At 62.9% G+C, this 25,131-nt stretch carries 24 protein-coding genes; 10 read left to right on the forward strand and 14 right to left on the reverse strand.

Annotation, left to right across the window (positions count from 1 at the left end; translation table 11 throughout):
* Window positions 1-6: 6 nt before the first annotated feature.
* Together BRAS3843_RS13735 and BRAS3843_RS13740 are read right to left on the reverse strand one after the other, a co-directional pair.
* Window positions 7-1,410: a pilus assembly protein TadG-related protein gene (locus BRAS3843_RS13735; RefSeq protein WP_008969513.1), complete on the reverse strand. Its 1,404-nt coding sequence runs from the start codon at window positions 1,408-1,410 to the stop codon at window positions 7-9.
* 460 nt (window positions 1,411-1,870) lie between these two features.
* Window positions 1,871-3,358: an MFS transporter gene (locus tag BRAS3843_RS13740; protein ID WP_008969514.1), complete on the reverse strand. Its 1,488-nt coding sequence runs from the start codon at window positions 3,356-3,358 to the stop codon at window positions 1,871-1,873.
* A 392-nt stretch (window positions 3,359-3,750) separates the two neighbouring features.
* Here BRAS3843_RS13740 and guaB point away from each other — a divergent pair, with 392 nt between their 5' ends.
* The 6 genes from guaB (at window position 3,751) to guaA (ending at window position 10,583) form a co-directional block, all read left to right on the forward strand.
* Entirely contained in the window at window positions 3,751-5,238 is a 1,488-nt protein-coding gene (guaB, locus tag BRAS3843_RS13745; protein WP_008969515.1) for an IMP dehydrogenase, read from the forward strand.
* 164 nt (window positions 5,239-5,402) lie between these two features.
* Window positions 5,403-6,425, forward strand: a complete 1,023-nt coding sequence (locus tag BRAS3843_RS13750; RefSeq protein WP_008969516.1) for an NADP-dependent oxidoreductase — start codon at window positions 5,403-5,405, stop codon at window positions 6,423-6,425.
* Window positions 6,426-6,561: 136 nt separating this feature from the next.
* Window positions 6,562-6,906, forward strand: coding sequence for an MAPEG family protein (locus tag BRAS3843_RS13755; RefSeq protein ID WP_008969517.1), 345 nt, complete (start codon window positions 6,562-6,564; stop codon window positions 6,904-6,906).
* A 16-nt stretch (window positions 6,907-6,922) separates the two neighbouring features.
* Entirely contained in the window at window positions 6,923-8,224 is a 1,302-nt protein-coding gene (locus BRAS3843_RS13760) for an RsmB/NOP family class I SAM-dependent RNA methyltransferase (protein WP_008969518.1), read from the forward strand.
* A gap of 360 nt (window positions 8,225-8,584) precedes the next feature.
* Window positions 8,585-8,869, forward strand: a complete 285-nt coding sequence (locus BRAS3843_RS13765; protein WP_008969519.1) for a hypothetical protein — start codon at window positions 8,585-8,587, stop codon at window positions 8,867-8,869.
* 118 nt (window positions 8,870-8,987) lie between these two features.
* Entirely contained in the window at window positions 8,988-10,583 is a 1,596-nt protein-coding gene (gene guaA / locus BRAS3843_RS13770) for a glutamine-hydrolyzing GMP synthase (RefSeq protein ID WP_008969520.1), read from the forward strand.
* A gap of 228 nt (window positions 10,584-10,811) precedes the next feature.
* Here guaA and BRAS3843_RS13775 read toward each other — a convergent pair whose 3' ends face one another.
* Both BRAS3843_RS13775 and BRAS3843_RS13780 read right to left on the reverse strand, forming a co-directional pair.
* Complete coding sequence (locus BRAS3843_RS13775) at window positions 10,812-12,419, reverse strand: serine hydrolase (protein WP_008969521.1); 1,608 nt, start codon at window positions 12,417-12,419, stop codon at window positions 10,812-10,814.
* Between the two features lie 541 nt (window positions 12,420-12,960).
* Complete coding sequence (locus BRAS3843_RS13780; RefSeq protein ID WP_008969523.1) at window positions 12,961-13,458, reverse strand: helix-turn-helix domain-containing protein; 498 nt, start codon at window positions 13,456-13,458, stop codon at window positions 12,961-12,963.
* A gap of 85 nt (window positions 13,459-13,543) precedes the next feature.
* Between BRAS3843_RS13780 and BRAS3843_RS13785 the strand changes: the two genes are divergently transcribed.
* Complete coding sequence (locus BRAS3843_RS13785) at window positions 13,544-14,185, forward strand: dihydrofolate reductase family protein (protein WP_008969524.1); 642 nt, start codon at window positions 13,544-13,546, stop codon at window positions 14,183-14,185.
* 156 nt (window positions 14,186-14,341) lie between these two features.
* Here the strand turns inward: BRAS3843_RS13785 and BRAS3843_RS13790 are convergent, their stop codons facing one another.
* The 5 genes from BRAS3843_RS13790 to BRAS3843_RS13810 all read right to left on the reverse strand — a co-directional run bounded on the left by BRAS3843_RS13790 (window position 14,342) and on the right by BRAS3843_RS13810 (window position 18,334).
* Window positions 14,342-15,154, reverse strand: coding sequence for an SDR family oxidoreductase (locus BRAS3843_RS13790; protein ID WP_008969525.1), 813 nt, complete (start codon window positions 15,152-15,154; stop codon window positions 14,342-14,344).
* Window positions 15,155-15,205: 51 nt separating this feature from the next.
* Window positions 15,206-16,066, reverse strand: coding sequence for an NmrA/HSCARG family protein (locus tag BRAS3843_RS13795; RefSeq protein WP_008969526.1), 861 nt, complete (start codon window positions 16,064-16,066; stop codon window positions 15,206-15,208).
* Between the two features lie 26 nt (window positions 16,067-16,092).
* Complete coding sequence (locus BRAS3843_RS13800; protein WP_244425291.1) at window positions 16,093-16,521, reverse strand: SRPBCC domain-containing protein; 429 nt, start codon at window positions 16,519-16,521, stop codon at window positions 16,093-16,095.
* A gap of 259 nt (window positions 16,522-16,780) precedes the next feature.
* Complete coding sequence (locus tag BRAS3843_RS13805) at window positions 16,781-17,383, reverse strand: NAD(P)-binding domain-containing protein (RefSeq protein WP_008969528.1); 603 nt, start codon at window positions 17,381-17,383, stop codon at window positions 16,781-16,783.
* 216 nt (window positions 17,384-17,599) lie between these two features.
* The gene (locus BRAS3843_RS13810; protein ID WP_008969529.1) at window positions 17,600-18,334 is read right to left on the reverse strand and encodes an SDR family oxidoreductase; all 735 of its coding nucleotides are present in this window, start codon (window positions 18,332-18,334) and stop codon (window positions 17,600-17,602) included.
* A gap of 288 nt (window positions 18,335-18,622) precedes the next feature.
* Between BRAS3843_RS13810 and BRAS3843_RS13815 the strand changes: the two genes are divergently transcribed.
* On the forward strand, window positions 18,623-19,519 hold the full coding sequence (locus BRAS3843_RS13815) for a LysR family transcriptional regulator (protein WP_008969530.1): 897 nt from the start codon (window positions 18,623-18,625) through the stop codon (window positions 19,517-19,519).
* A gap of 47 nt (window positions 19,520-19,566) precedes the next feature.
* Here the strand turns inward: BRAS3843_RS13815 and BRAS3843_RS13820 are convergent, their stop codons facing one another.
* The 3 genes from BRAS3843_RS13820 to BRAS3843_RS13830 all read right to left on the reverse strand — a co-directional run bounded on the left by BRAS3843_RS13820 (window position 19,567) and on the right by BRAS3843_RS13830 (window position 21,643).
* Window positions 19,567-20,124, reverse strand: coding sequence for a hypothetical protein (locus BRAS3843_RS13820; RefSeq protein WP_008969531.1), 558 nt, complete (start codon window positions 20,122-20,124; stop codon window positions 19,567-19,569).
* A gap of 128 nt (window positions 20,125-20,252) precedes the next feature.
* Window positions 20,253-20,834, reverse strand: coding sequence for a TetR/AcrR family transcriptional regulator (locus BRAS3843_RS13825; RefSeq protein WP_008969532.1), 582 nt, complete (start codon window positions 20,832-20,834; stop codon window positions 20,253-20,255).
* 89 nt (window positions 20,835-20,923) lie between these two features.
* The gene (locus BRAS3843_RS13830; protein ID WP_008969533.1) at window positions 20,924-21,643 is read right to left on the reverse strand and encodes a hypothetical protein; all 720 of its coding nucleotides are present in this window, start codon (window positions 21,641-21,643) and stop codon (window positions 20,924-20,926) included.
* Between the two features lie 117 nt (window positions 21,644-21,760).
* Between BRAS3843_RS13830 and BRAS3843_RS13835 the strand changes: the two genes are divergently transcribed.
* Window positions 21,761-22,213 (forward strand): helix-turn-helix domain-containing protein, encoded by a 453-nt coding sequence (locus BRAS3843_RS13835; protein ID WP_008969534.1) that lies wholly within the window; start codon window positions 21,761-21,763, stop codon window positions 22,211-22,213.
* Window positions 22,214-22,359: 146 nt separating this feature from the next.
* On the opposite strand, the gene BRAS3843_RS13840 is transcribed toward BRAS3843_RS13835, so the two are convergent.
* Both BRAS3843_RS13840 and BRAS3843_RS13845 read right to left on the reverse strand, forming a co-directional pair.
* Window positions 22,360-22,806, reverse strand: a complete 447-nt coding sequence (locus BRAS3843_RS13840; RefSeq protein ID WP_244425293.1) for a cupin domain-containing protein — start codon at window positions 22,804-22,806, stop codon at window positions 22,360-22,362.
* A gap of 69 nt (window positions 22,807-22,875) precedes the next feature.
* Window positions 22,876-23,922 (reverse strand): aldehyde reductase, encoded by a 1,047-nt coding sequence (locus BRAS3843_RS13845; protein WP_008969536.1) that lies wholly within the window; start codon window positions 23,920-23,922, stop codon window positions 22,876-22,878.
* 95 nt (window positions 23,923-24,017) lie between these two features.
* On the opposite strand from BRAS3843_RS13845, the gene BRAS3843_RS13850 reads away from it, so the two are divergent.
* Window positions 24,018-24,959, forward strand: coding sequence for an AraC family transcriptional regulator (locus BRAS3843_RS13850; RefSeq protein ID WP_008969537.1), 942 nt, complete (start codon window positions 24,018-24,020; stop codon window positions 24,957-24,959).
* Window positions 24,960-25,131: the final 172 nt, after the last annotated feature.

Raw genomic sequence — 25,131 nt, forward strand, 5'->3', positions numbered from 1 at the left:
CTGATCCTACTGCACGAGGCTGGCCGTGCTCGACGCGACCTTGAGGAAGAGATTGGTCAGGGCGGTCGAGATGTCGCCGCCGGTCTGAACATCCGCGAACAGGCCGGGCGAGGCGCACGATTGCAACCGTTGTGCGATCGTGCCCTTCGAGGAAGACGGGTTGTTGAACTGCGCTATCTTGGTGTCGTACCAATTCTGGCCCGTCAGTTGGAGATACTCAGTGTAGAGAATCGCGATTCGAATGCCCTTGTTCTTGATGGTGTCGCATATCGCGGTATTGAGTGGCTGCTGACATCTATACTTCGAGCCCGCGGCCGGGAGGGGATAGGTGGCAGCTGGGTCGCAGTTCGAACTGCCGGTGACGAGCTTGTCCTCAACGCCGTCGGTGACGAGGAAAACCACTTCTTGCGGCGTATCGCCGGACTGATTGGTGCCGGTCCCCGGGTTTGGCATGATGGTGTTCACGCCTGAGAGCGCGCCGGAAATGTCCGTTCCATAGTCGGTGTTGCAACTGCCGAGGATAACGCAGTTCTGGTGGTCGACCGTCAGAAGCTGAATGTTCGAGATTTGGGTGCCGGCCGTCGTCGGCGTCGTAAGCGTTTGAATCGTGTTCAATTTGTAGTCGAAAGTATAGATGGCCGCCTTGTATGTCGTATTGTTGAGCGCCGACATGCACTGCATGACGCCACCGGTGACACTCGTCTGGGGGCACGACCACGGCCCGACTAGCAATTGCTTGACGGCGCTCGACACCAGGTCGATGCGCAGCGTGATGTTGTTCGAGCGCGCGATGCTGAGGTTGTCGACGGTCGCTGGGGGGTTGTCGGAATTCGGATGCACCTCATGACAGGCGAAGCCGCAACTCTTTGAGCCAGATGGCTGACTTGCGGTTGCGGTGATGAGGTTGTTGATATCGGTCTGGGTCGCTGCGATCGCCATCGACGGCGAGACATCCAACAGCAAATAGAAGTTCATGTTGGGCGCGCTCGAGGCCATGGCCACTGCCGAGCCTTTGAGCGCCCATGCCTGAGCGCCGAGAAACGACGGAAAATTATTGATGGATTGCGCGTTATAGGAAATTGTGATCTTGCGCTGCAGGCCGCTATCCGCGACCGTGACCGTGGGCACCGGAACCGAGACCAGACCCGGAATATTGGCCTTCGCCGCAAACACGGCTGCTGCTGTGTCCTGGACGACAGAGGCGTTGGTCTGGGTCAGCATCGCCGGTCGAACGGCGGCGATTGCTGCCGCATCCGCGGCCGCGTCCAGCTGCTCCTGCTTGCGCACAGCCTGGGTGTAGTCGAGCGCCATGCCCAACAGATAGATGGTCGGCACCATCATGAGCGCGAACATGATGGCGACGTTGGCCTCACGATGTCTTGCGAAGCGCAGCAGCAAGCCGCGTAGCATGATCTTCACCCTCTTTGCCGTTCCTGCGGGAGACACGTTTCTCTGCATTTCCCGAAATCGCGGATCGAAGAAGGCAGTCATCTATCCCCCTCCGCCGGTCGTTCTCGGCAGGGTTTAGACTATGGGGATCACCCGTTAAGCGATGCTTACTGGCATAACGCGAACAGGCCCGACCCGGGATTTGGGCCGCGCCTGGCGAACGCGTAGCATCAACGAAGCCTGAATAATTTGGCGAAGATTGTCGCTAGTTTGCTTTGATCTCGCGGACTTCACGCGCGGCATTTGGAGTTCGGATTTCCTGTGCCGACCACGATACCTCTAACCTGGAGAACTGAACGAAGAGTAACGATGCGCGGAATGAACTGGCGCAGCTTCTAACGAGTGCAATCGCGCGAGACCAATTCGGGGCGGGTTGCGCGTCATCGATTGTCGGGCGACGGCAGGGCAGCCATCGTCCGCCTCATCCCAGCCTTTGATCCCGCGCATCCTGCGTGGTCTCGGACGCCGACTTGGTGGCGGCTTTCTCCACGCCCTTCTCGGCACCCTTGCGGCTTGCGATGGCCGCGACCTTGCGGCCCGAGATCTCGCTGCCGGCGTCGTCGGGCATCTGCCAGAATAGGATGGACGACAGCGCGGAAATGATTGCGACCACGACAAAGGCCGGCGCAAAGGACGAGGCGCTGAGTTCGCTCGCGTCGTGCAGCCACATCGTCGTTTCGACCGAAAATGCGCCGACCGCGACACCTGCCGATAGCGCGAGCTGCTGGCCGACGGCGGTCAGCGTGGTCGCGCGGCTCATCTGTACGGTCTCGACCTCGGCATAGGCCACGGTGTTGATCGCGGTGAACTGCAGCGAACGGAAGAAGCCGCCGACCACCAGGATGATCAGGATCAAGAGCAGGGGTGTGTGCGGTGTGAACAACGCACAGGCTGCAAGGAAAACCGAGGAGGTCAATGCATTGATCGTCATCAGATGGCGGAAACCGAAAGCCTTGATGATGCGCGCCGCCAGGGCCTTCATTCCCATTGCGCCCGCCGACGAGCCGAAGGTGACGAGGCCCGACTGGAACGGAGACAGGCCGAAGCCGATCTGCATCAGGAGCGGCAGCAGGAACGGCAGTGCGCCGATGCCGAGGCGAAACATGAAGCCGCCGATCAGGCTGGCACGCAGGGTCGGCAGGCGCAGCATCGAGAAGTCCAGCACCGGCGAATTGGTGCGGCGCGAATGCATCACGTAGAGCGTCATCGAGATGGCGCCGACTGCGATCAGGGCTGCGACCACCGACCAGGGCAGCAGGTTAAGGCCTGCCACCGAGAGCCCGAATGCAATGCCGGCAAGCCCGATGCCCGCCAACACCATGCCGTAGAGATCGAATGGTTCGGGATTGTCGCTCTTGATCGGGGCGATCACGCGCAGCGCCAGTGCAATGCCGGCAAGCCCGATCGGGATGTTGATCAAGAAAATCCAGTGCCAGGAGAAATAGGTGGTGATGAAGCCGCCGAGCGGCGGTCCGATGACGGGGCCGATCAGCGCGGGGACCGTGACCCAGGCCATGGCGCCGACCAGCGCGCTCTTGTCCACGGAACGCAAGAGGACAAGACGCCCGACCGGGGTCATCATCGCCCCGCCGATGCCTTGCAGGATGCGGGCGAACACGAAATTCGACACCGACTGCGACAGCGCGCAGCCGATCGAGCCGAGGATGAAGACGACCACCGCGAGACTGAAGACCTTGCGCGCGCCGAACCGGTCGGCGGTCCAGCCGCTCGCCGGGATGAAGACGGCAAGCGAGAGCAGATAGGAGGTGATGGCGAGCTTGAGCGTCAGCGGGCTGGTGCCGATATCGGCCGCGATCGCCGGCAGCGACGTCGCGATCACAGTGGAGTCCATGTTTTCCATGAACAGGGCGGCGGCGACGATCAGCGGGATGACGCGTTGCTTATTCATCAAAGGTCGGGCTTGACGGGGACGAGGGGCGGCGGGCAGGGCGGGCTTATCACCGTGCCGCGGTGGGCACCATTGCGCTGTCGGCATGGCCTCGCGCGGGCGAAGCAGCGGCGGGCCTTGGCTGACCTGAAACTTCCGCCTCGGAATCAAGCGTCCCGTGATATTTTGTTCCACTGCACGCCTGGATTTCAGTGCGCCGGGCGCGAGCGGCGTCTCCGGCCCGCATTTGCTGGATTCCGGCGGCACGGCCCTTTGATTCGTCACAGGCCCATGCTATCGACCCGCGTCAACCCCATTGATGGGCATCGATTCGACGGCGGGCCGCAGGGTTCGCCGGTAGCGGCGCTCATCCGAATTCGCAGGCGGCATCAGCCGCAGACAAGGAGTTGACGATGGCGACCGTCCAGGGACTTCGCGAAGCGTTTACGTTCGATGACGTGCTGCTCAAGCCGGGCCTGTCGGACGTGCTTCCCTCCGAGGTCGATATCCGCTCGCACGTGACGCGGGCGATCCCTTTGAACATTCCGATCATGGCCTCCGCCATGGATACCGTGACCGAGGCCAAGATGGCGATCGCGATGGCGCAGGCCGGCGGTGTCGGCGTCATCCACCGCAATTTCGATCCCGAAGGCCAGGCTGCGCAGGTGCGGCAGGTCAAGAAGTTCGAATCCGGCATGGTGGTGAACCCGCTCACCATCGGCCCGGACGCGACCCTCGCCGATGCGATGGCGCTGATGAACGACCACGGCTTCTCCGGCATTCCCGTGGTGGTCGGCGGCGGCAAGGGCATCCCCGGCAAGCTGGTCGGCATCCTCACCAATCGCGACGTCCGTTTCGCCACCGATCCTCGCCAGAAGATCTCCGAGCTGATGACGCATGAGAACCTGGTCACGGTGCGCGAGGGCGTCGGCCAGGACGAGGCCAAGAAGATCCTACACAAGCATCGCATCGAGAAGTTGCTGGTGGTCGACGAACAGTATCGCTGCGTCGGTCTGATCACCGTGAAGGACATGGAGAAGGCGGTGGCGCATCCGCTGGCCTGCAAGGATTCGCAAGGCCGCCTGCGCGTGGCCGCGGCCACGACGGTCGGCGAGGGCGGTTTCGAGCGCACCGAGCGGCTGATCGATGCCGGTGTCGATCTGGTGGTGGTCGACACCGCCCATGGCCACTCCTCGCGAGTGCTGGAGGCGGTCAACCGCATCAAGCGGCTGTCCAACGAGGTGCAGGTGATCGCAGGCAACATCGCGACCCGCGATGGCGCGCAGGCATTGATCGATGCCGGCGCGGACGCGGTCAAGGTCGGCATCGGCCCGGGCTCGATCTGCACCACCCGCATCGTGGCCGGTGTCGGCGTGCCGCAGCTCACCGCGATCATGGAATCGGTGGAGGCGGCGAAGAAGGCTGGCGTGTCGGTCATCGCCGATGGCGGCATCAAATATTCCGGCGATCTCGCCAAGGCGCTCGCCGCCGGTGCCGATGTCGCCATGGTCGGCTCGCTGCTCGCCGGCACCGACGAGACGCCGGGCGAAGTGTTCCTGTGGCAGGGCCGCTCCTACAAGGCCTATCGCGGCATGGGCTCGGTCGGTGCGATGGCGCGCGGCTCGGCCGACCGCTATTTCCAGCAGGATATCAAGGACACGCTGAAGCTGGTGCCTGAGGGCATCGAGGGCCAGGTGCCGTATAAGGGCCCGGTCGGCAATGTGATGCATCAGCTCGCCGGGGGCTTACGCGCCGCCATGGGCTATGTCGGCGCCAAGGATCTCAACGAGTTTCACGAGAAGGCCGAGTTCGTCCGCATCACCGGCGCGGGCCTGCGCGAAAGCCACGTCCACGACGTGACCATCACCCGCGAGAGCCCGAACTATCCGGGCGGGGCGTAAGGAACGGGGCGCCATTTACTCCGTCATTCCGCGGCACGCGAAGCGTGAACCCGGAATCTCGAGATTCCGGGTTCGATGCTTCGCATCGCCCGGAATGACGGCTTCCTAATAAGGATCCGCTTCGCTACCGTGACCGCCACGAAACCCCAGCGGAGGAAACAACAATGGCCCAAGCCAAGCGCATCATTCTCGCATCGCGTCCGGTCGGCGAACCCAAGCCCAGCGACTTCCGTCTTGAAGACTGCGCGGTGCCCGAGCCGGGTGCGGGCGAGGTGCTCTTGCGCACGATCTGGCTGTCGCTCGATCCCTATATGCGCGGGCGCATGAGCGATGCCGCGTCCTATGCCAAGCCGGTGCCGGTCGGCGGCGTCATGGAAGCCGGCACCGTGAGCGAGGTCATCGCCTCCAACAATCCGAACTTCGCACACGGCGACATCGTGCTGTCGCGCGCCGGCTGGCAGACGCATGCGCTGTCGGATGGCACCGGCCTGCGCAAGATCGATCCCGCACTCGCGCCGATCTCGACCGCCGTCGGTGTGCTCGGCATGCCCGGCATGACGGCCTATACCGGCCTGCTCGACATCGGCCAGCCCAAGCCGGGCGAGACCGTGGTCGTCGCGGCCGCCTCCGGCGCGGTCGGCTCGGCAGTCGGCCAGATCGCCAAGATCAAGGGCGCACGCGCCATCGGCATCGCCGGCGGCAAGGACAAATGCGACTACGTGAAAAACGAGTTCGGCTTCGATGACTGCATCGATCACCGCAATCCCGATCTCGCAGCGAAATTGAAGGACGCCTGCCCGGATGGCATCGACGTCTATTTCGAAAATGTCGGCGGCGCGGTGTTCGACGCCGTGTTTCCGCTGCTCAATGCCTTCGCGCGGATTCCGGTCTGCGGTCTGATTGCACAGTACAACGACACCCAGTCGGTGGCGCCGAAATGGGCCGGCGCCTTGATGCGCAATGTGCTGACCAAGCGCCTCACCATCCGCGGCTTCATCGTCTCCGACTTCGCCGCACGCCACGGCGATTTCCTGCGCGACATGTCCGGCTGGGTGCGCGACGGCAAGGTCAAGTATAAGGAGTTCGTGACGGAAGGCCTCGAAAATGCGCCGGACGCCTTCATGGGCCTGTTGAAGGGCGCCAATTTCGGCAAGCAGCTGGTCCGGGTCGGGCCGGATAAGGCCTGAGCCACACTTGATGTGAAAGTTCAGCGCGAGGCAAAAAGCACGGGAACCGCGGAGGCTTGTCGGGAGTCGCTTGGGAACCGGTTCAAACACGGGTGGCCCGGCATGCCGGGCCACACACCTTCCCAGGGGATTTGCAATGTCACTCACCATGGTTCTGCTGCCCGTCTTCGTCGAGGTCGGACTTACCTTCGCGCTTCTGTTCTGGACCCGGGGCCGCACCAGGCCCGCGGACGCCGGCGACGAGTTCGGCCTGCCGACGCTGTTCTACGCCCTGATCGCGTTGGCGCTGCCGCTGCGCCATGCCGATCTCGTGATCGTGCTGTTGTCCTGGGTGTTCGTGGTGACCCGCTTCGTCCATGCCGGGCTGGTCAGCGGCACCAAGGACGGCGGCCGCCAGCGGTCGCTGGCCTGGGTTGCGTCGGCCCTGGTGTTGCTGGCGATGTGGCTGTATTTCGCCCTCAAGATTCTTCTTCTGATCTAGCACTGGACGACCTTGAATGACGCCTGCAGCCCGGCTCTCCGCCGCCATCGAATTGATCGACACCATCGAGGCCCAGCGCGCGCCTGCGGCCAAGGCTCTGAAGGATTGGGGCACCAGCCACCGCTTCGCCGGCTCCGGCGACCGGGCCGCCATCGCAGGCCTGGTGTGGGACGTGCTGCGCCGGCGCGCCTCCAGCGCCTACGTGATGGAGGACGACAGTCCCCGCGCGCGCGTGCTCGGCATGCTCAAGGTCGAGCGCGGGCTCGACGTGCCGACCATCGAGGCCCTGTGCGACGGCGGCCGTTTTGCACCGGCGCCGCTGACCGACGCGGAGCGCGACGCGCTGGCTTCGCGCACGCCTGAGAGCGCGCCGTCGCCTGTCGCGGGCGACTATCCCGAATGGCTCGATCCCTATCTCGCCGCCGTGTTCGGCGAGGACCGCGCCGCGGAGGCCGCGGCCATGGCCAGCCGGGCGCCGCTGGATCTGCGCGTCAACACGCTGAAGGCGGGGCGCGAGAAGGTGCTGAAGTCTCTTGCTCATCTCAAGGCCCGACCGACGCCGTGGTCGCCGATCGGCCTGCGCATCGAGCTCGGCGCCGACGCCCGCAATCCCGGCGTTCACGCCGAGGAGGACTTCATCAAGGGCAACATCGAGGTGCAGGACGAGGGCTCGCAGCTCGCGGCGCTGTTCACGGCGGCGAAACCCGGCGAGCAGGTGATCGATCTCTGCGCCGGCGCCGGCGGCAAGACGCTGGCGCTGGCCGCGATGATGCAGGGCAAGGGCCGGCTGATCGCGACCGACCAGGACAAGCGGCAGCTGGCGCCGATCCATGAGCGGCTGTCGCGCGCCGGCGTCCACAATGCCGAGGTCCGCTCCCCGAAAGGCGAGGAGGAGCCGCTCGCCGACATCAAGGCCTCCGCCGATCTGGTCGTGATCGACGCGCCCTGCACGGGCACCGGCACCTGGCGCCGCAACCCGGACGCCAAATGGCGCATGCGCCCGGGCGCGCTCGAAATCCGCTTGAAGGATCAGGCCGAAGTGCTGAATCGCGCGTCCGCCATGGTGAAGCCGGGTGGCCGCATCGCCTACATCACCTGCTCGGTGCTGAACCCTGAGAACGGCGAGCAGATCCGTGCCTTCGTCGCGCGGCATCCTGAGTTCGCGTGTCTGCCGCCGGAGCAGACCGCCAGCGTGTTGTGGGACAAGGCGGAGGATTTCGCACAAGCCGCGCTGGCCTCGCCCGAGGGCTGGCTGATGACCCCGCGCCGCACCGGCACGGATGGGTTCTTCGTGGCGGTGCTGAAGAGGCGGCCGTAATCCACCCTCGCTGTCGTCCCCCGCCGCGCAGGCGGGGACCCAGTATTCCACCGCTATTTGTGATTGACCGAGAGGCTGCGGCGTACTGAATACCCCGCCTCCGCGGGGTATGACGGCTTCGAGGGTCAGTCGTCCCGTCGCGCACTCATCCTCTCACACCGTCATTCCGGGGCGCGCGGAACGCGCGAGCCCGGAATCTCGACATTGTCTTGCCCTTCAAGCTCGGGAGTCCGGGTTCGGTCCTGGCGGACCGCAATAGCTCCATGGGTGGGCACGCTTGCGCTTTGCCCACCCTGCAAGACCGCGGATGGGGTAGGGTCCGTGGCCGCAATTCGATGGCGGACCTCTGGAGCAATGCGCGTGATAGATGAGCGAGGTCATGTCCTGCTGGCGCTGCTCGCGATCGGGGTCACGCTGATCTTCGTCGGAGCCGTCTATTGGTCCCTGGCCGCCATCGTCCGCGCGCTTGCGACCGGACGGGTCCGTATGCCGAACACGGACGAGGGCGATCCGGTCTGGCGCTATCGCGACAGCGATCCGGTGTCGTTCTGGATCAATCTGGCGATCAAGCTGGCCGCTGCGGTGCTGTCCCTCTACATCCTATTTGGTATTTTTATACCTCTATGGTTTAACGCTCTGCAATAGCACCCGACGCGATCGGGCGGGCCGCTCGGATCGCCCGTTGCGCCCGAAATGCGGGGACGGCGCGGCAACTGCGGCGGAGAGGGTTGCGGGGCGGCCTGTCGTCGCGTACCTCCTTGTCATGACAGCCCCACAAGATTCCAGCGATCCGACGCTCCACGTGGCCTCGGCGCATGACAAGATTCTGATCGTCGATTTCGGCAGCCAGGTCACCCAGCTGATCGCCCGCCGGGTGCGCGAAGACGGCGTCTATTGCGAGATCGTGCCGTTCCAGAAGGCGGAGGCCGCCTTTTCCGAGATGAAGCCGAAGGCCGTGATCCTCTCCGGCGGCCCGGCCTCGGTGCTCGACGACAACGCTCCCTCGGTGCCGTTGCCGATCCTCAACGCCGGCGTCCCCGTGCTCGGCATCTGCTATGGCGAGCAGACCATGGCGCAGCAGCTCGGCGGCACCGTCGAGGGCGGGCATCATCGCGAGTTCGGCCGCGCCACCATCGAGGTCACCGACGATTGCGCGCTGTTCGAGGGAGTGTGGGAGAAGGGCGGCCGCTACGAGGTCTGGATGAGCCACGGCGACCGCGTCACCAAGCTGCCGGACGGCTTTCGCGGCGTGGCGAAGGCGCAGGGCTCCCCGATCTCGGTGATCGCCGATGATGCGCGCAAGTTCTACGCGATGCAATTCCACCCCGAGGTGGTGCACACGCCTGATGGCGCCAGGCTGATCCGCAATTTCGTCCGCAAGGTCGCCGGCCTCTCCGGCGACTGGACCATGCGTGCCTTCCGCGAGGAGGCGATCGAGAAGATCCGCGCCCAGGTCGGCAAGGGCAGGGTGATCTGCGGCCTCTCCGGCGGCGTCGATTCTGCCGTCGCCGCTGTGCTGATCCATGAGGCGATCGGCGACCAGCTCACCTGCGTGTTCGTCGATCACGGCCTGCTCAGGCTGAACGAGGCCGAGACCGTCGTCGACCTGTTCCGGCATCACTACAACATCCCACTGGTGCATGTTGATGCCTCGAAGCTTTTCCTCGGCGAGCTCGCCGGCGTCACCGATCCCGAACAGAAGCGCAAGACCATCGGCAAGCTCTTCATCGACGTGTTCGATGCCGAAGCCAAGAAGATCGGCGGCGCCGACTTCTTAGCTCAAGGCACGCTCTACCCTGACGTGATCGAGAGCGTCTCCTTCACCGGCGGCCCATCGGTGACCATCAAGTCGCACCACAATGTCGGCGGTCTTCCTGAGCGCATGCACATGAAGCTCGTCGAGCCCTTGCGCGAACTGTTCAAGGACGAGGTGCGCGCGCTTGGCCGCGAGCTCGGCCTCCCCGAAATCTTCGTCGGCCGCCATCCATTCCCGGGCCCGGGCCTCGCCATCCGCTGCCCCGGCGACATCACGAAAGAGAAGCTCGACATCCTGCGCCAGGCCGACGCGGTCTATATCGACGAGATCCGCAAAGCCGGCCTCTACGACACCATCTGGCAGGCCTTCGCGGTGCTCTTGCCGGTCAAGACCGTCGGCGTCATGGGCGACGGCCGCACCTACGACTACGTCGTAGGCCTGCGCGCGGTGACCTCGACCGACGGCATGACCGCGGACTTCTATCCGTTCGATATGAAGTTTCTGGGCGCGACCGCCACGCGCATCATCAACGAGGTGAAGGGCGTCAACAGGGTGGTGTATGACGTGACGTCAAAGCCGCCAGGGACGATTGAGTGGGAGTGAGGGGGATACTGTGGCGTAGGACGGGACAGTCCGGGACACCGGAGCGAATTGCACGCGGCCAAAAGGCATCAATAGAGGTCGAACGATCCTACTCGAACCAGCCGCACCGTCCGATTTCCGATCGGCACCGGATATTCGCGCTACGCTCCGATAGGTTGGCTTGGTGCCAGGGGCGGACATAAGTCGAAACAGGATCGAACGGGCGCCGTCGCTATGGCGATAGTGATGTCAACGCGGGTCACTCTGTTCGCCATCGACCGATACTTCGGGTTCGTGCTCTGGAGCGAAATGAAAATGGAGTTTGGCGCCGTCAAATGAGAACCGATATCTGGTCTTTCGGCCCTGCCCCAGACCTTCCGAGTCGATCTCGAAGGTCTGCCTGTTCAGCCACGTTCCCTTGAGGGCCGGAATATGACCGGGGTTGAGGCCATTGAGCGCCGGCGCGCCTTGGCGAAAAAGCCCATTGAGCCCGATCGGTGCGCGATAGGTGACCGAGGCATTGGGTGGGTATTTTAAGGATGACGCGTATTCAAGTGGGTATTTTGAGGATGACGCGTATTCAAGATGCGGATTCGGGCCAGTCAAAAACAGGGTCAGTGACTTCAGTCCGAGATCGTTATCCGGGAATTTGTAAGTCTTGCCCGAAATCATGGAAGCAAGCTCGGGCGTCGGACTGACGGCGCTCGGCTTTTCGACAGCAGCATCCTTGATCGTATTCGCCAGCAGGTCAGCGCCGTCCGGGTTAGGCGGGAGTGCCGCCTCGGACTTGACCGTCGCGGCAACGCCACCGATCAGGGTTCTGAACCGGACATACTCCCGGGCGGTAGTCACCGCCACGACATCCAGGTCGGGAAACACAAAGATGTCCTGGCCATTGAGGCCGCTCGCCATGAAAACGTGCTTGTCGGGGAATACCCAAATGAAATTTGAGTAGCTCAGATTCGGATCATCCGACGCATGCGTGTTCAGGAGCGTGTGGCTCAGGACATCTGCCCAACCGGGTGGAAGGAGCTGCTTCCCCTCCCACTGCCCGTGGCGCAAATACAAATAGCCGATCTTCGCCATGTCGCGGGGTAGCAGGGTCAGAAACCCGTCCCCGATCGAGAGGCCTTCAGGTTCACGCTCCCAGTGCCAATTGGTGATGCCCAATGGCTCAAAGAGCTTTTCCCGCGCGTAATCTTCGGCAAGCTTGCCGGTCAGGCGGGTGATGATCGCGGAAACGAGATTGGGGTCGCCGTTGGAGTAGTTGAAAATTTCTCCAGGCACGCGAGCCATCGCGCGATCAAGAATGAACTGGGTCCAATTGGAGCTTCGGTACATTTCGTGCAGCGTTATCTCCTCTTCGCCCTGGAATCCCTGCGTCCAATCGAGCCCAGACGTCATGTCCAAGAGATCTTGGACCGTGATCGCCTGTTTTCTGTCATCGACATTCGCAACGCGGCGATCGGAGAAGAAATCCAGCATCGGGTGATCGAGACGGTCGAGCACACCGTCCTTGTACATGATCCCGACCAGCGTGCCGATGACCGCTTTTGTCGAAGAGAAGATTTCGTGCTGAAGGTTCCCCGTGTAGGGCGCGTAATATGCTTCGGTGACGATCCGTCCGTGGCGCACGACGAGGAGGCTATCGAAGTCGTGACTTTCCCCATAGGCGACCAGCTTCGCGAGCGCCGCCGAATCCATGCCTTGCTCTTCCGGCGTGGATGTCAGCCATTCGCTCGTCGGCCACACCGATTGATCTGTGTTCTCGGCGCGGACAGATCCGGGATGCGCGACCGCCAACAGGGCGCTCAGGCTCAACGCCGCGCTCAAACAGAAGCGGTCTCGAATTGCCATGCGAGCTGTTCCTTTCTCCGGCAAACGCGGCACCCGCATATTGTCGGTGCGCTCGCCGCAATGCGTGAAGGTCCCCGGGAACGCTTGTGCAGCGGAACCCGAGGTCAGTCTCCGGCTGTTGGTCGATGGCAATGGACAAAGACATACGGTCAGATAGTCGAAGGCGGGATCTTAATCCAGTTGATCGTCGTTGCCAGGGCTGACGGTCTTTTTGCCGATCGGGTCTGGCCAGCCATTCTTGCAGAGCGCGCGAGAATCGACCGATCGATGCCGATAGTCCCTGAAACCGAGCAGATTCGAAATCGACGGAATTCGTCTTTGAAGTCAAGAGCGGAAATCTCTGACGGATCGGCCAGACGGTTCTCTGTCGTGTGCGGAAGAAGTTTGCGCCGATAAATCAACGCGATATTATGGCTCAAAACAATCGAGTGGGAGTGAGGGGGAGTACTGCGAAGCAAAATCGGATAGCGCAGCGTGTGAAAGGCGGCGCTATCTCAGCGGTAGTCGTCGATCGCCTCAATTCTACTTCGCGCACAGCGCATCAGCGATGTGATCGCGCTTCCGCCATCGCAGCTTCATAGGCGGACTGCAGCTGAGCCAATACCGAAACCTTAGGTCGCGGCGCACTCAGATGGAGGTGCCGTAGCTCCTCCATGAACTTCGACCAAAGCTTCGGGCCGCCTTCTTCGAGGATCTGCGCGCGCACGGAGAGTTCCTTTGAGACCGGTGTGTGGCGCCGACCCCAGGCGCCCATTTGGGCGAGCAAAGGGACAAGTTGAATGGCGGGTTCTGTCAGGCTGTAGATCGCTTTCTGCTTATGGGTTGGGTCGTCGCGGCGAGAGATGAGGCGCGCGTTCTCAAGACGTCTTAGCCTGTCGGCAAGGACATTCGAGGCGATCCCTTCCTCTGATTGCGTGAGCAACGCGCGGAAGTGGCGGCGATTTCCAAACATCAAGTCACGAATGACGATCAGGCTCCACCGGTCGCCCAGCGTTTCCAACGTCAGATTGATGGGACACCCCGAGCGGTGGGCAAGCATGGCGGACTCCAGAAAAACTGCTTGCGATATAGGAGCAGTCTTGGTATCCAGCAACTGGTTGTGAATAACAATCAGTGAGGAAATTATGACGAGGGTGCGCGTCGCAGGCTTTTCGATCTCGCTCGACGGCTTCGGAGCGGGGCCGGAGCAAAGCCTTGAAAATCCGCTCGGCAAGCGTGGGCGGGAGTTGCATCAGTGGATATTCGGCACACGCATGTTCCGGGCAATGATCGGCGAAAGCGGAGGCTCGGATGGCATTGATCAGGCTTACGCACACCGTTCAATGGATGGGTTCGGCGCCTTCATCCTCGGCCGCAATATGTTCGGGCCGATCCGCGGTCCTTGGCCGGACAACAGTTGGAAGGGCTGGTGGGGCGACAACCCACCCTACCATGCACCGACTTTCGTGCTGACGCACTATCCGCGGGATCCGATCGAGATGGAAGGCGGGACCACCTTCTTCTTCGTGACCAACGGGATTGCGGAGGCCTTGGAGCAGGCGAAGCTTGCCGCCAATGGTCGCGACGTGAAGATCGGCGGTGGCGTCGAGACGGTGCGCCAATATCTTCTCGCCGGACTAATTGACGAACTGCATTTCGCATTGTCCCCGGTCGTGCTTGGGCAAGGCGAAGCGATGTTTGCTGGGATCGATCTGCCGGCGCTTGGCTACCGCGTCACCGAACATCAGGCGACCGAGCACGCGACCCACATCGTTCTCAGCCGATAGGAATCCACGATTTCATTCTGTTGGGACGAAGGCCGCAATTAGCGGCCTACAAAGTGATGACGTTGAGTATGTAGGATGGGTTGAGCCGAAGGCGAAACCCATCAGCTAAATGATTAGTCTCGATGGGTTTTGCTGACGCTCAACCCATCCTAGGAGCTAAGCGACGAAGCGGACCACGCCGCCGTCCACGCGCAGCGCCGCGCCAGTCGTCGCGGAGGCCTGCTCCGAGCAGGCGTAGACGATCATGCTGGCGACCTCGTCGGTCGTCGCGAATCGTTTGATGAGCGTGGTTGGGCGCATCGCCGCTAGGAAGCCCTGCTCGGCTTCCTCCTGCGTTATTCCGTTCGCCTCGGCCTGCTTCGCCATGAAGTCGCCCAGGATTTCGGACCGGGTCGGTCCCGGTAGAACGGCGTTGACGGTGACGCCCGTACCCGCAACCGCCTCGGCAAGCCCACGCGAGACCGCGAGCTGCGCGGTCTTGGTCATACCGTAATCGAGCATCTCCTTGGGAATGTTGACCGCGGATTCGCTGCTGACGAACACGACACGACCCCAGCCTTCCGCCACCATGCGCGGCAGGTATTGGCGCGCCATGCGGACGCCGCTCATCACGTTTAACTGAAACAGGCCGAGCCAGTCCTCGTCGGGGATTTTCGCGATGTCGTCGATGCCGTTGTACTCGCGGATGTATGCTGTCCCGACGTTGTTCACGAGGATGTCGGCGTCGGGTGCCTGCGCGAAGACGGTCTCGGCGCCCGCCGCCGTTGAGAGATCGGCGGCGATGCCGGTGATGTCGCTATCGGGAAGGGCCTGCCGCATCTGCCGCACCGCCTCGTCGACACGGGCGCTTCCACGGCCGTTGATCACGACCGATGCGCCGGCACGCGCCAGTCCCTCGGCGGTGGCACGGCCGATGCCTGCCGTTGAGCCCGTAACAATCGCCTTGCGGCCCTTGAGTTCGATGTGCATGTGATTCGTCTCCAGATAGCAGATGGGTAGCCGGGATATCGGGGCGTTCGGTTACGTCGAGGAAGTGATGTCCCAGTACGCGTTCAACCATTGATCGAACGTGTGAGTCTGGGGATAGGCGCGCCGCACTTGCGCGATGTCGAAGTGAAAGCCCTTTTCCTCGAACCAGCGATACATCATCGTCAGCTCCCGCCCCATGTTCTTCTCGAACTGATCCCAGGACACCTGAACATAGTTCACGTCTCGCATCGTTGCACGGCTGAATGCGTCCGCAATCTGCTGCATCGACAATTCATCGCCCGCCAGCGAAAACGTTCTGTTCTTCCATTCGTCGGGATGCTCGAACGCGAGCGAGGAAAATGCGCCGATGTCGTCTACCGCCACCATCTGCAGGGTTACCGTCGGGTTCAACGGCTGCTGCAGTTGCCCGCTCCGGATCGAATCGCCGAATCCTCTATGCCAGTTTTCCATGAAGAAGACGGGTCGCAGGATCGTGTACTGCAAGCCGCTCGATCGCAGATGGGCCTCCACTTCGATTTTGCTTTCGAAGTGAGGAAGGCCGGTCTTCTCGTCAGCCGAGCCGACCGAGCTGTAAACGACATGGACGACGCTCTGCCGCTTCGCTGCTTCGATGACCGCCGCGCCCTGCCGGACCTCGTTGGCCGAGTAAGGTTGAACGGAGAATACGCCGTACACGCCAGCCATCGCGCGCATCAGGCTGCCGGCGTCGTCGAGGCTTCCCTGCAGGACTTCCGCGCCAAGCCCGGCCAAGCGACGGGCTGCGTCGCCATGGGGATCTCGTACCAGCACACGCACCCTGAATCCTTTCTTTTGCAAGTGCCGGCATACAGCGCCGCCCTGCCTGCCGGTGACGCCCATCACCAGAATGATTTGTTCGCTATGGTTCGACACGATAGTTGCTCCCTCGATGGAGTGGTTCAGACTGCCTGTTTCGCCGCTTCGGCTTCCGCCGCGAGCGCGAGACGTTCGACCCAGTCCTGGTGATAGCAATACAACGCACCAGGATGCCGGCGCCCGATCACGTCGAGGAAGAATTCACCTTGCTGGGTTTCCTCGGTCAGTAGGTGGCAGCCTGCGTTGGTCGGTGTGATGACCCAGCCGTGATAAGCGGTGGAGCCGGTCTCATCGCCATCCACCGTCGTCGCCCATGCGAGCCGGCGATTGGGAATGCATTCGGTGACGGTCAGGCTCATCGGATAGCCGACCGTCACGCGGTGGTAGCGCGTGCCGAGCGCCAGTTCCGATTCTCCGGACAGGATGCGCACCTGATTTTCGGCGGGGAAGTAGCGCGACCAATGCTCCGCATCGATGAGCAGCTTCCACACCACTTCGGGCGGAGCTTTCACGTCGATATCATTGAGGGCGTAGATAGCCGAGATCTTGGGGTCGTATTGCGCGGGCCAGATTACATGATCATACATCGTTTACGACGCCTTCTTGAACAGGACGTAGGATGGGTTGAGCCGAAGGCGAAACCCATCAGCTGAATGATTGGTCTCGATGGGTTTCGCTGACGCTCAACCCATCCTACGAGCTAAGCGCCCGGCAGACCTGCCGCTCCGTCGGGCATCTCGCCGCTCTTCAACGGCGCCTATACGCCTTCGATCACTGCTCCTTCTTGAACAAATCCTGGAAGATGAGCTGACCCCAAGTGCGGCCACGTGCGTGGACCAGCGCGCCGCCCTCGTTGAGCTTTCCCAGCTTGACGGGTGCGAACCCGAGTTGTTTGGCCAAGGCCGCCACGGGTGCGATCGCATCGTCGTCGTCACTAGATAGAAGGACGACGCGGTGGCCGCCTTCGACGATCGGATCGGCAGCCAGGGTGGCCGCAATCAGGTGATTGAAGCCTTTCACCAACTTGGCGCCCGTGAACGCCTTCGCGACGAAGGCAGAGGACGGGAGACCGTCCAGCTCCTCAGGGAAGACTCCAAACGTATTCATCGCGTCGATGACCGTCTTGCCTTTCCAGTTCGGCAGGGCCTTCGCAACCTCGCGATGTTCCCCGAACGGGACCGCCAGGATGATCGTGTCGGCCTCGAGCGCATCCCGCAGCGACTTGGCGACGACCGTGGGTCCAATCGCCCGAGCCTGCGGCGCCAACGCCTCGGACGGCCGGCGGCTCGCGACGGCCACCTCGATGTTCTTGCGGGCGAAGGCCCGGGCGAGGGCCTGGCCTACCGCACCAAATCCCACAATCGCATAGCTCATGATACGTCTCCAATCCGTGTTGATATCGATCCCCTGGCCTTCAATGGCGCTGGGTTATCCGTTTCGCTGCATGGTGACCTTCGCGAGATCTTCTGACCGCCACCCGAAGCGATGCGCGGCATCGCTTCGAATTCCTGAATTGACGCGCAGGCGTCCTGCCGTGAACGACTTCCGCGCGGCCGGACGGTCAGCCACGTCCCGCGATCAGGCGCGATGTCAGATGGCCGAGAAGCCGCCGTCGACAGACAGCTCCACCCCATTCACGAAGCTGGCATCGTCGGACGCAAGAAACACCGCGACCGCCGCAATTTCCTCAGGACGACCCATCTTTCCCCGCGGGATCAGCGATTCAAACATCCGCTTCGCCTCCTCGGTGAGAACCTGGTCCTGCATCGGTGTGGCGATCGGCCCCGGGTGCAGCACGTTCACCCGGATATTCCTGCCCTTCAGTTCGTTGAGCCACCCGCGTGCGAATGCGTGCAACGCCGCCTTGCTCGCCGCATACACGCTGTAACCAGGAAAACCTTTCACCGAAGCAACTGATCCGGTCATGAAGATCGATCCGCCATCGTTGAACAGCGGTAAGGCCTTCTGAACCGTGAACAGCGTGCCGCGCGCATTCAGGTTGAAGGTCGCATCGAAATGCTGCTCGGTAATCTCGCCCAGTGGGACGGCTTCGCCCGTGCCGGCGCTCGCGTACAGAACGTCGATCTTGCCCTTTTCCCGTTTGACTGTGTCGAACAGGCGGTCGAGGTCGTCGAGATTGGCCGCGTCGCCACGCACGCCGGTCACGTTGCGGCCAATCAGCCTGACGGCTTCGTCGAGCGCCTCCTGTCTCCGGCCCGTGATGAAGACATAGGCGCCTTCTTCAACGAACCGCTTGGCGCTCGCGAGCGCCATGCCGCTCGATCCGCCCGTGATGACTGCAACCTTACCTTCAAGCTTTCCCATGACTTTCCTTCAGGCTCCGCCTTTGCTCTTTCGGGGAGGCCCCCGAGAACCTCGACGTAGATCTGCCGGCGTCAGGTGTTGAGTGCAGAAGCGCGCACACCGGTGGTGCTAAATCGATCCGGCTGGACGACTGACATCAGCGGCGACGATCGGCATCCGTCGTTCGGAATTGAGCCGCGCTTGTCGGCATTGGCTATGATCACCGCCCGTGCCACCCACAGACGAGATGCTGGTCGATGTGTTGGATACGAGCTTTGGAAGGGGCACCGCGCGGTGCCAAATTGCATCATGATTGACTGGGATGACGTCCGCTACTTTCTTGCCGTCGCGCGCGGAGGCTCGGTGCGGGCTGCCGCCGAGCGCCTCGGTGTGAACCACTCGACCGTGCTGCGACGCATCGCCCAGCTCGAGGAACGCCTCGGGGCGCATATGTTCGAGAAGCTGCCTTCGGGCTACCGCCTGACGGCTGCGGGCGAGGAGGTCCTCGAGTTCGCGGACCAGATGGAAGCGTCGTCGCACCAGTTGGAGACGCGCGTCTTCGGGCGCGACCAGAGCGTGCGCGGGCTTCTGCGGGTGACGCTGGCACCGCCCCTCGCGACACACCTGCTCATGCCGGATTTCGCCGATTTCGCGCGTCTGCATCCGGACATCGAGATGGAAATCTTGTCGTCCGGCGAGCTGGCAAATCTGACCAACCGAGAGGCCGACGTCGCGATCCGCGTCGTCTACGACCGCAAAACCCTGCCGCTCAATCTTCACGGCCTGAAGGGGCCGGAGCTGTTCGGCGGCATCTACATGTCCCGCGATCGACTGGCCGCGTGGCGTGCGGGCGCGCCTGATCCCATCCGGTGGATCGTCATAAGCATTCATGGAATTCCGGACTGGGTCCGCGAGGGTGAGGTTCGCGCCACCGGGGTTCCGTTCAGGACCACGGACGCCGAGGCGCAGCTCGTCGCGGTACGGCAAGGGATCGGGATGACGACACTGCCGTGCTTCGTTGGCGATGCCGATCCCCTCCTGGTGAGGGTGCCCGGCACCGACCTCCACCTGTACGGAACGCTCTGGCTTCTCACCCAGGGGGAGACACGCAAGACGAAGCGTGTAAGGTTCTTCACTGAGTTCGTATCCCGCAGGCTCACGGCGTACGCTCCGCTTCTCGCGGGGCTGTCCGTATCGCGCGACTGACACGCGGCAGGTCGCCGGCGACGCCTGCCGCCGGGACGGACTGGCGGCTAACGGCTGTTGCTCTCGTCCCTGTCAAATTTGAAATCGGCAGGCAAGCGGCCACGGAAGGGCTGCATCTTATTTGCCGCCGCCTTGGTCCGCTTGCGCAAGTCGACGAGCTGCGCCGTCAGTCCGACGATGAGCACGACGAGAAGCGCGGCCTGCGCACCTAGCAGCAGCGGCGACTTCGGATCGGTCACCAGCGGATGTCCGTCCGGTACGCGCCGCAGCGTCTCGGTCACGGTCGGCACCATCAGCAGGAAGACGGTGAGGCTCAGGCAGATCGTTTCGACATAGCTGGCCGCGCGTCCAGGCCCCGGGAGGCTCCCGACGCCATAGCCCGCGAGCAGCAGCAGGAGCGTGGCAATGCCGATGACATAGCTCACCGGCTGGTGCGCGACGAGGAAGACGGTCACGGCGCCGACCAGCATCGAGAAAAAGTAGACGAGGCCCGCTCCCGACCGCGGCACGATCCGGCCACGACCGGCGAGCATGTACGCGGCCGCAGGGATGGCGGGCAAGCTGCCGAGCGTATGCACCCAGCCGAGCGGAGAGATTCCAAACATGTCCTGAGCCTTTCATTGAGGGGGCGAGTGGTGGACTGGGAGAGACGGGAGGAGAGGGCGATATTGCTATCTACTAATAGGTAGGTTACGGCGCGGCTTTGACCTCAGGGATTGGGTTTCACTTGGCTTCATTGGACGATGAGGCGCTCCAGCACCGGACGGAGGATGACACCGAACATCTTGGCGTCACCATAGGCGCGGGCGGAGAGCATCGCGCCGTGGACGGTGGCCATCAGTGCTTCGGCCTCGCTTTTGGCGGGCCCGGCCAGTTGCAGGCCGCCCTGTTTGGCACCTCTTTCCAGAACCGAGGTCAGCCACGCCGACAGCGCGCGAAAATGCGCACGCACTTCGAGCGCGACCTCTTCGGGTAGCACGGGAATCTCGCCGGCAAGGAGGGCGCATACGCAAATGGGAGCGGTCGCATCCGTGATGCAGGCGTCCCAATAGGCAATATAGGCCCGGAGTTGCTCGCGGGGATCGGAGACGGCCCGCTCCAAGGCGGCAATGCCCGCATGGGCCTCTTCACGATACTGGGCGACCAGCGTGCGCACCAAATCGGACTTGCTGGGGAAGTGGTGGTGAATGCTGGCGTTGCGGATCCCGACCACCTTGGAAATGTCGGCATAGCTGAAGCCGTTATAGCCACCCGCTGATATCAGCGAGCGTGCACAGCGGAGGATGTCCTCGGCGGTGGACGAGAGATTGCTCATGCGTTTTTCTACCTTTGAGTAGGTAGGATGTCAAGGCGCGCCTTGCGTCGGCTCTCCGACACCGTCGCGGAGCGCGGGCGGATCGGCCCTCAAATGACATCGATATTGTGGATATCGATCGAGATTGCGACGCGATCGAGGATGGGCCGGTTGTCTGCCCCGGCGGTATAGACGCGCCGTTTCGTCGGGAAAACGAGTCCGCCAAATTCGCGGTGATCACTCGCGTAGTTCGCGCTCGTCGTGCCTCCCATGATTTCGACGCTGTAATCATGCCGGCGCAGCAATCCCGCCGTATCGAAATAGAATATCTGCTCGGTCGAATGGCTATGCACATCCGCGGGGAAGGTTACTTTCAGGCGGCGCCATGTCTCGCCATTCTCATCCCAGGGGGCGACTTCTTCGGTCTCGAAGCCGGGCAGTTTGAACAGGAATGGCGTGGTCAGGTAGGTCCACATCGCGTAGCCGGTGAAGTAGACCAAATGCTGCTGATCCCACGGTGTCGGGATCGTGTGGCCCTCGAAGAAAGAGCGTGGTGACTCGCGCTCGTTGAGGATTGCCCCATCATCCGCGACGATCGTCGTCCTCGCCGGCTCGTAGACACAGTGCTGGCCTGCCTTCAGGAAGGGCGAATATTCCGTATGCTGTCGATGTGCGAGCACCGTGCAACGAACGTCAGAATAGGCATCGGGCCAACCCTTGACATGCCATAGCGCGCCCGCGGCGCTGATGTGCGCATCCAGTTTGCTCACCTGCTGCCAACGCGCCCAGCCGCCATGGGCCGCGATAGCCAGATCCAACAGATCGCTCATTGTTCATCTCCAACTGGCGCGGATACACCGGCTATAGTTTAATTTTGCAACCTCTCGACAAGCATGCATATTTAGTTTAACTTTGCAACCTATATCGAAAGCGGCGCTGGAGAGCACGTGAAAGGCAAGCGAACGGATCTCGGAAACTCCGCCTGCGGCATCGCGCGGTCTTTACAGGTGATCGGCGACTGGTGGTCGCTCCTGATCGTGCGCGACGCATTCCAAGGCAGGCAGCGGTTCACGGAGTTTCAAAGGAATCTGGGGCTTGCGAAGAACATTCTGTCCAGCCGCCTCAAGAAGCTCGTCGACGCCGGCATCTTCACCGTCGAACCCGACCCGAACTCCGCGCTCAGCCATCTTTATGTGCTGACCCGCAAGGGCGAGGAGCTCTGCGTGATCCTCGTCGCGCTCTGGCAATGGGGCGAGGACCATTGTTTCGAGACCGGCGAACTCGACCATCGCATGGTGGACCGCGCGACCGGGAAGCCACTGGCAAGGCTAACGCTCACTGCTCAGGACGGGCGCAAGATTGGCCCTCGCGACTTTCGCCTGAAGGCGCGGCATGGCTAGGTCGTCAGCCGGAGTGTCGTTCTGGCTGCGTGGCCCAACGAGACCGCGCCGATCATGCCGCCGGCGGAGGGACTGAGCGCAGCGCGCAGGCCTACGCGTTCAATGTTGTTTGTTACGTGACCAGTCGATGCGAGTCGTGGGTCATCTTATGGCAGAGACCCGACGATCCGCTGGTCGTGGCGTGCGGCGATGGCAGGCAACAGGTGCATATTCTGGTCGCGCGGCTCGGGAATGTCGCGGAGATCGCGGAAAAACTCCTCATGCCGTCGCGGCGTCGAGACCAGGATATGGCGGGCATCGGCAGCTCCGACATTGGTGAAGCCGTGCACGACCCCTTTGGGGACCTGCACGCGCGCGCCGGGCTCGACCAGTTCCGTGCGGTCGCCGATCAGGTATTTCAGCGTCCCCTCCAGCACGATGAACAGCTTGTCCTCGCTCGCCGAGATATGCGCCGGTGCGCCGAAGCCCGGCTTGATCGTCATGTCCAGGATCGTGAACGGGCTTGTCTCCGGATTGATGATCCTGGTGCTGATCCCTGCGAAATCCGTCTGCTCGAATGTGGTCGTGATACCGGCTTCCATGGTCTCTCTCATGCTCTCAATCGTGTCGTCGTGTCTCGGCCTGGACGCGTCGCGGGTCCGCAACGCGGTTTCGCTGATCGACTAGGCGGCCTGTTTCGAACTGCGCAGCAGGCCGAGCCGGACCAGGCTCTCGGCGGTCGCGACGATGGCGTCCTCCGGGGAACGCGGAGTCCAGCCGAGCAAACGCATGGCTTTCTCGCTGGTGGCGTTCATGTTCACGCCGAGCGTCGGCAGGATCCCTTTCATCATCGGATCGCTGCGCGCAGCGAGGCGCACCACCCAGTTGGGCAACACCCGTGTCGACACCCTGCCGGCAGCAGCTCCCATGCGACGTCGCAGCACCTTTGCGACATCGACCAGCCACATGCTCTCGCCGGAGATCGCAAGAAAGCGCTCACCTCTCGCGGCAGGATGCGTCATCGCGCGCAGGTGCAGGTCCGCCACGTCCCGCACGTCGACAAAGCCGGAATTGATCTTCGAGCATCCTGGCTGGCCATCCATCAGAGTCTTGATCAACCTGATGGAGTGGGAGTAGTCCGCACCCAGCGCAGGGCCGAGCACCGCGACCGGATTGATGGCGGACAGTTCGAGCTCACGTCCTTCGCGCGCGATGAAGTCCCAGGCGGCACGTTCGGAGAGGGTCTTGGATTTCTGGTAAGGCGCGACATTGCTCGTCAGATCGCTCCAGTCACTCTCGTCGAACGGCCGCCGATGACTTGGCTGATGTCCGATCCCGACCGCGCCGAAGGCGGAGGTCAGCACCACGCGCCCGACGCCGGCATCGCGCGCGGCGCGCAGCACCCGCAGATTGCCGTCGACCGCGGGCTTGATCCAATCGTCCTCGCGGACCTGATCGCCCGATGGGGTCGGCGAGGCGCCGTGCAGCACATAGGCACATCCGGCGACGGCTTCCGCCCAACCTCGGTCGGCGGTGAGATCGGCGGCGACAAACGACAGACGATCGCCCGGCTCGGCGCCGCTAGTGCGCAGATTCCCGCGCACCTCCGTTTCACGCGCCGGTGAACGGACCGTGGTCCGCACCCGGTAACCCGCACCCAGCAGCGCCAGAATGCAGTGCTGCGCAATGAATCCGGTGCCGCCGGTGACCAGGATCAGATTGTCGTTCATGTCGATCTCCCAAGGACGAAGCGTTGCGTAGCTAGGGCCGCGTGGCCGGATTGTGAATGCTTGAAAGTCCGCATGACTTGCGCGAGAGTGCGAGAGTGAGCGCTGACCCCTTCTCAGACATCCTCAAATTCACGAATGCCGCATCGCTGCTGACCGGAGGTTTCTCGGCCGGAGGCGCATGGGCCATCCGCTTTCCGGCGCCGGACAAGATCAAGTTCTTCGCGGTCGTGAAGGGCAGTTGCTGGGTCAGCATCGGAGGCGAGGCCGAGCCGATTCATTTCGAGACCGGCGATGTCGGCCTGCTGACGGCGAAGCGGTCATTCGTCCTGGCGAGCGATCCGTCTGTCACTCCGGTTGACGCGATGGAGCTGTTTTCCGGCGCCGACAGGACCACGGCACAAGTGGGCGATGGTGACGACTTCGCCCAGATCGGCGGCCATGTTCTGCTCGATCCGGCGAGCGGGCAACTGCTGGCTGGTGTCCTGCCGCCGTGGATTCACGTCGCCGCAGCATCACCGCAGGCGACCGCCTTCCGATGGCTTCTCGACCAGCTTGTTGAAGAGCGGGCGGCCGTGCTGCCCGGCGCGCAACTCGCATCGGCGCAGCTGGCTCAGCTCCTCTTCATCCAGATTTTGCGGGCCCACCTGAAGACCTCCGGCGCCATGCCGGCCGGATGGCTGCGGGCGCTGGCAGATCCTCGCATCGCTCCCGCCCTTCGACTGATGCATGGTGATCCCGCTCGCTCCTGGCATCTCGACGAGCTCGCCAAAGCATGCGCGATGTCGCGAACGACCTTCGCGTTCCATTTCAGGAGCGTCGCCGGTGCAGCACCGCTGACCTATCTCACTGAATGGCGCATGCGCCTTGCCGAACGTGCCTTGCGAGACGAGACCACGCCTGTGGCGGTTCTCGCCCGGTCGCTCGGCTACACGTCCGAGAGCGCCTTCAGCAATGCCTTCAAGCGCGTGACCGGCCGTTCGCCCAAGGCCTGCCGGATTGCCGCGCGCGCCTCCACTCCGCATGTCGCGGCGAGCTAGAGCGACGGCGCTCGTGGGCAGGAAACGCACAAGCACCTAGTCGTAGCGACATTGGCGGCGTCCCCGGCGGGTCCTCGCCGCCGGAAGGGGCGTTGAGGTCAGCGCAACGCGCAAGCGTTATCGCGACGACGTTACTCCGTAGCTTTGCGCGGGCGTTGAACGTGAAGCTTCG

The sequence above is a fragment of the Bradyrhizobium sp. STM 3843 genome, from assembly GCF_000239815.1.
Classification (GTDB): Bacteria; Pseudomonadota; Alphaproteobacteria; order Rhizobiales; family Xanthobacteraceae; genus Bradyrhizobium.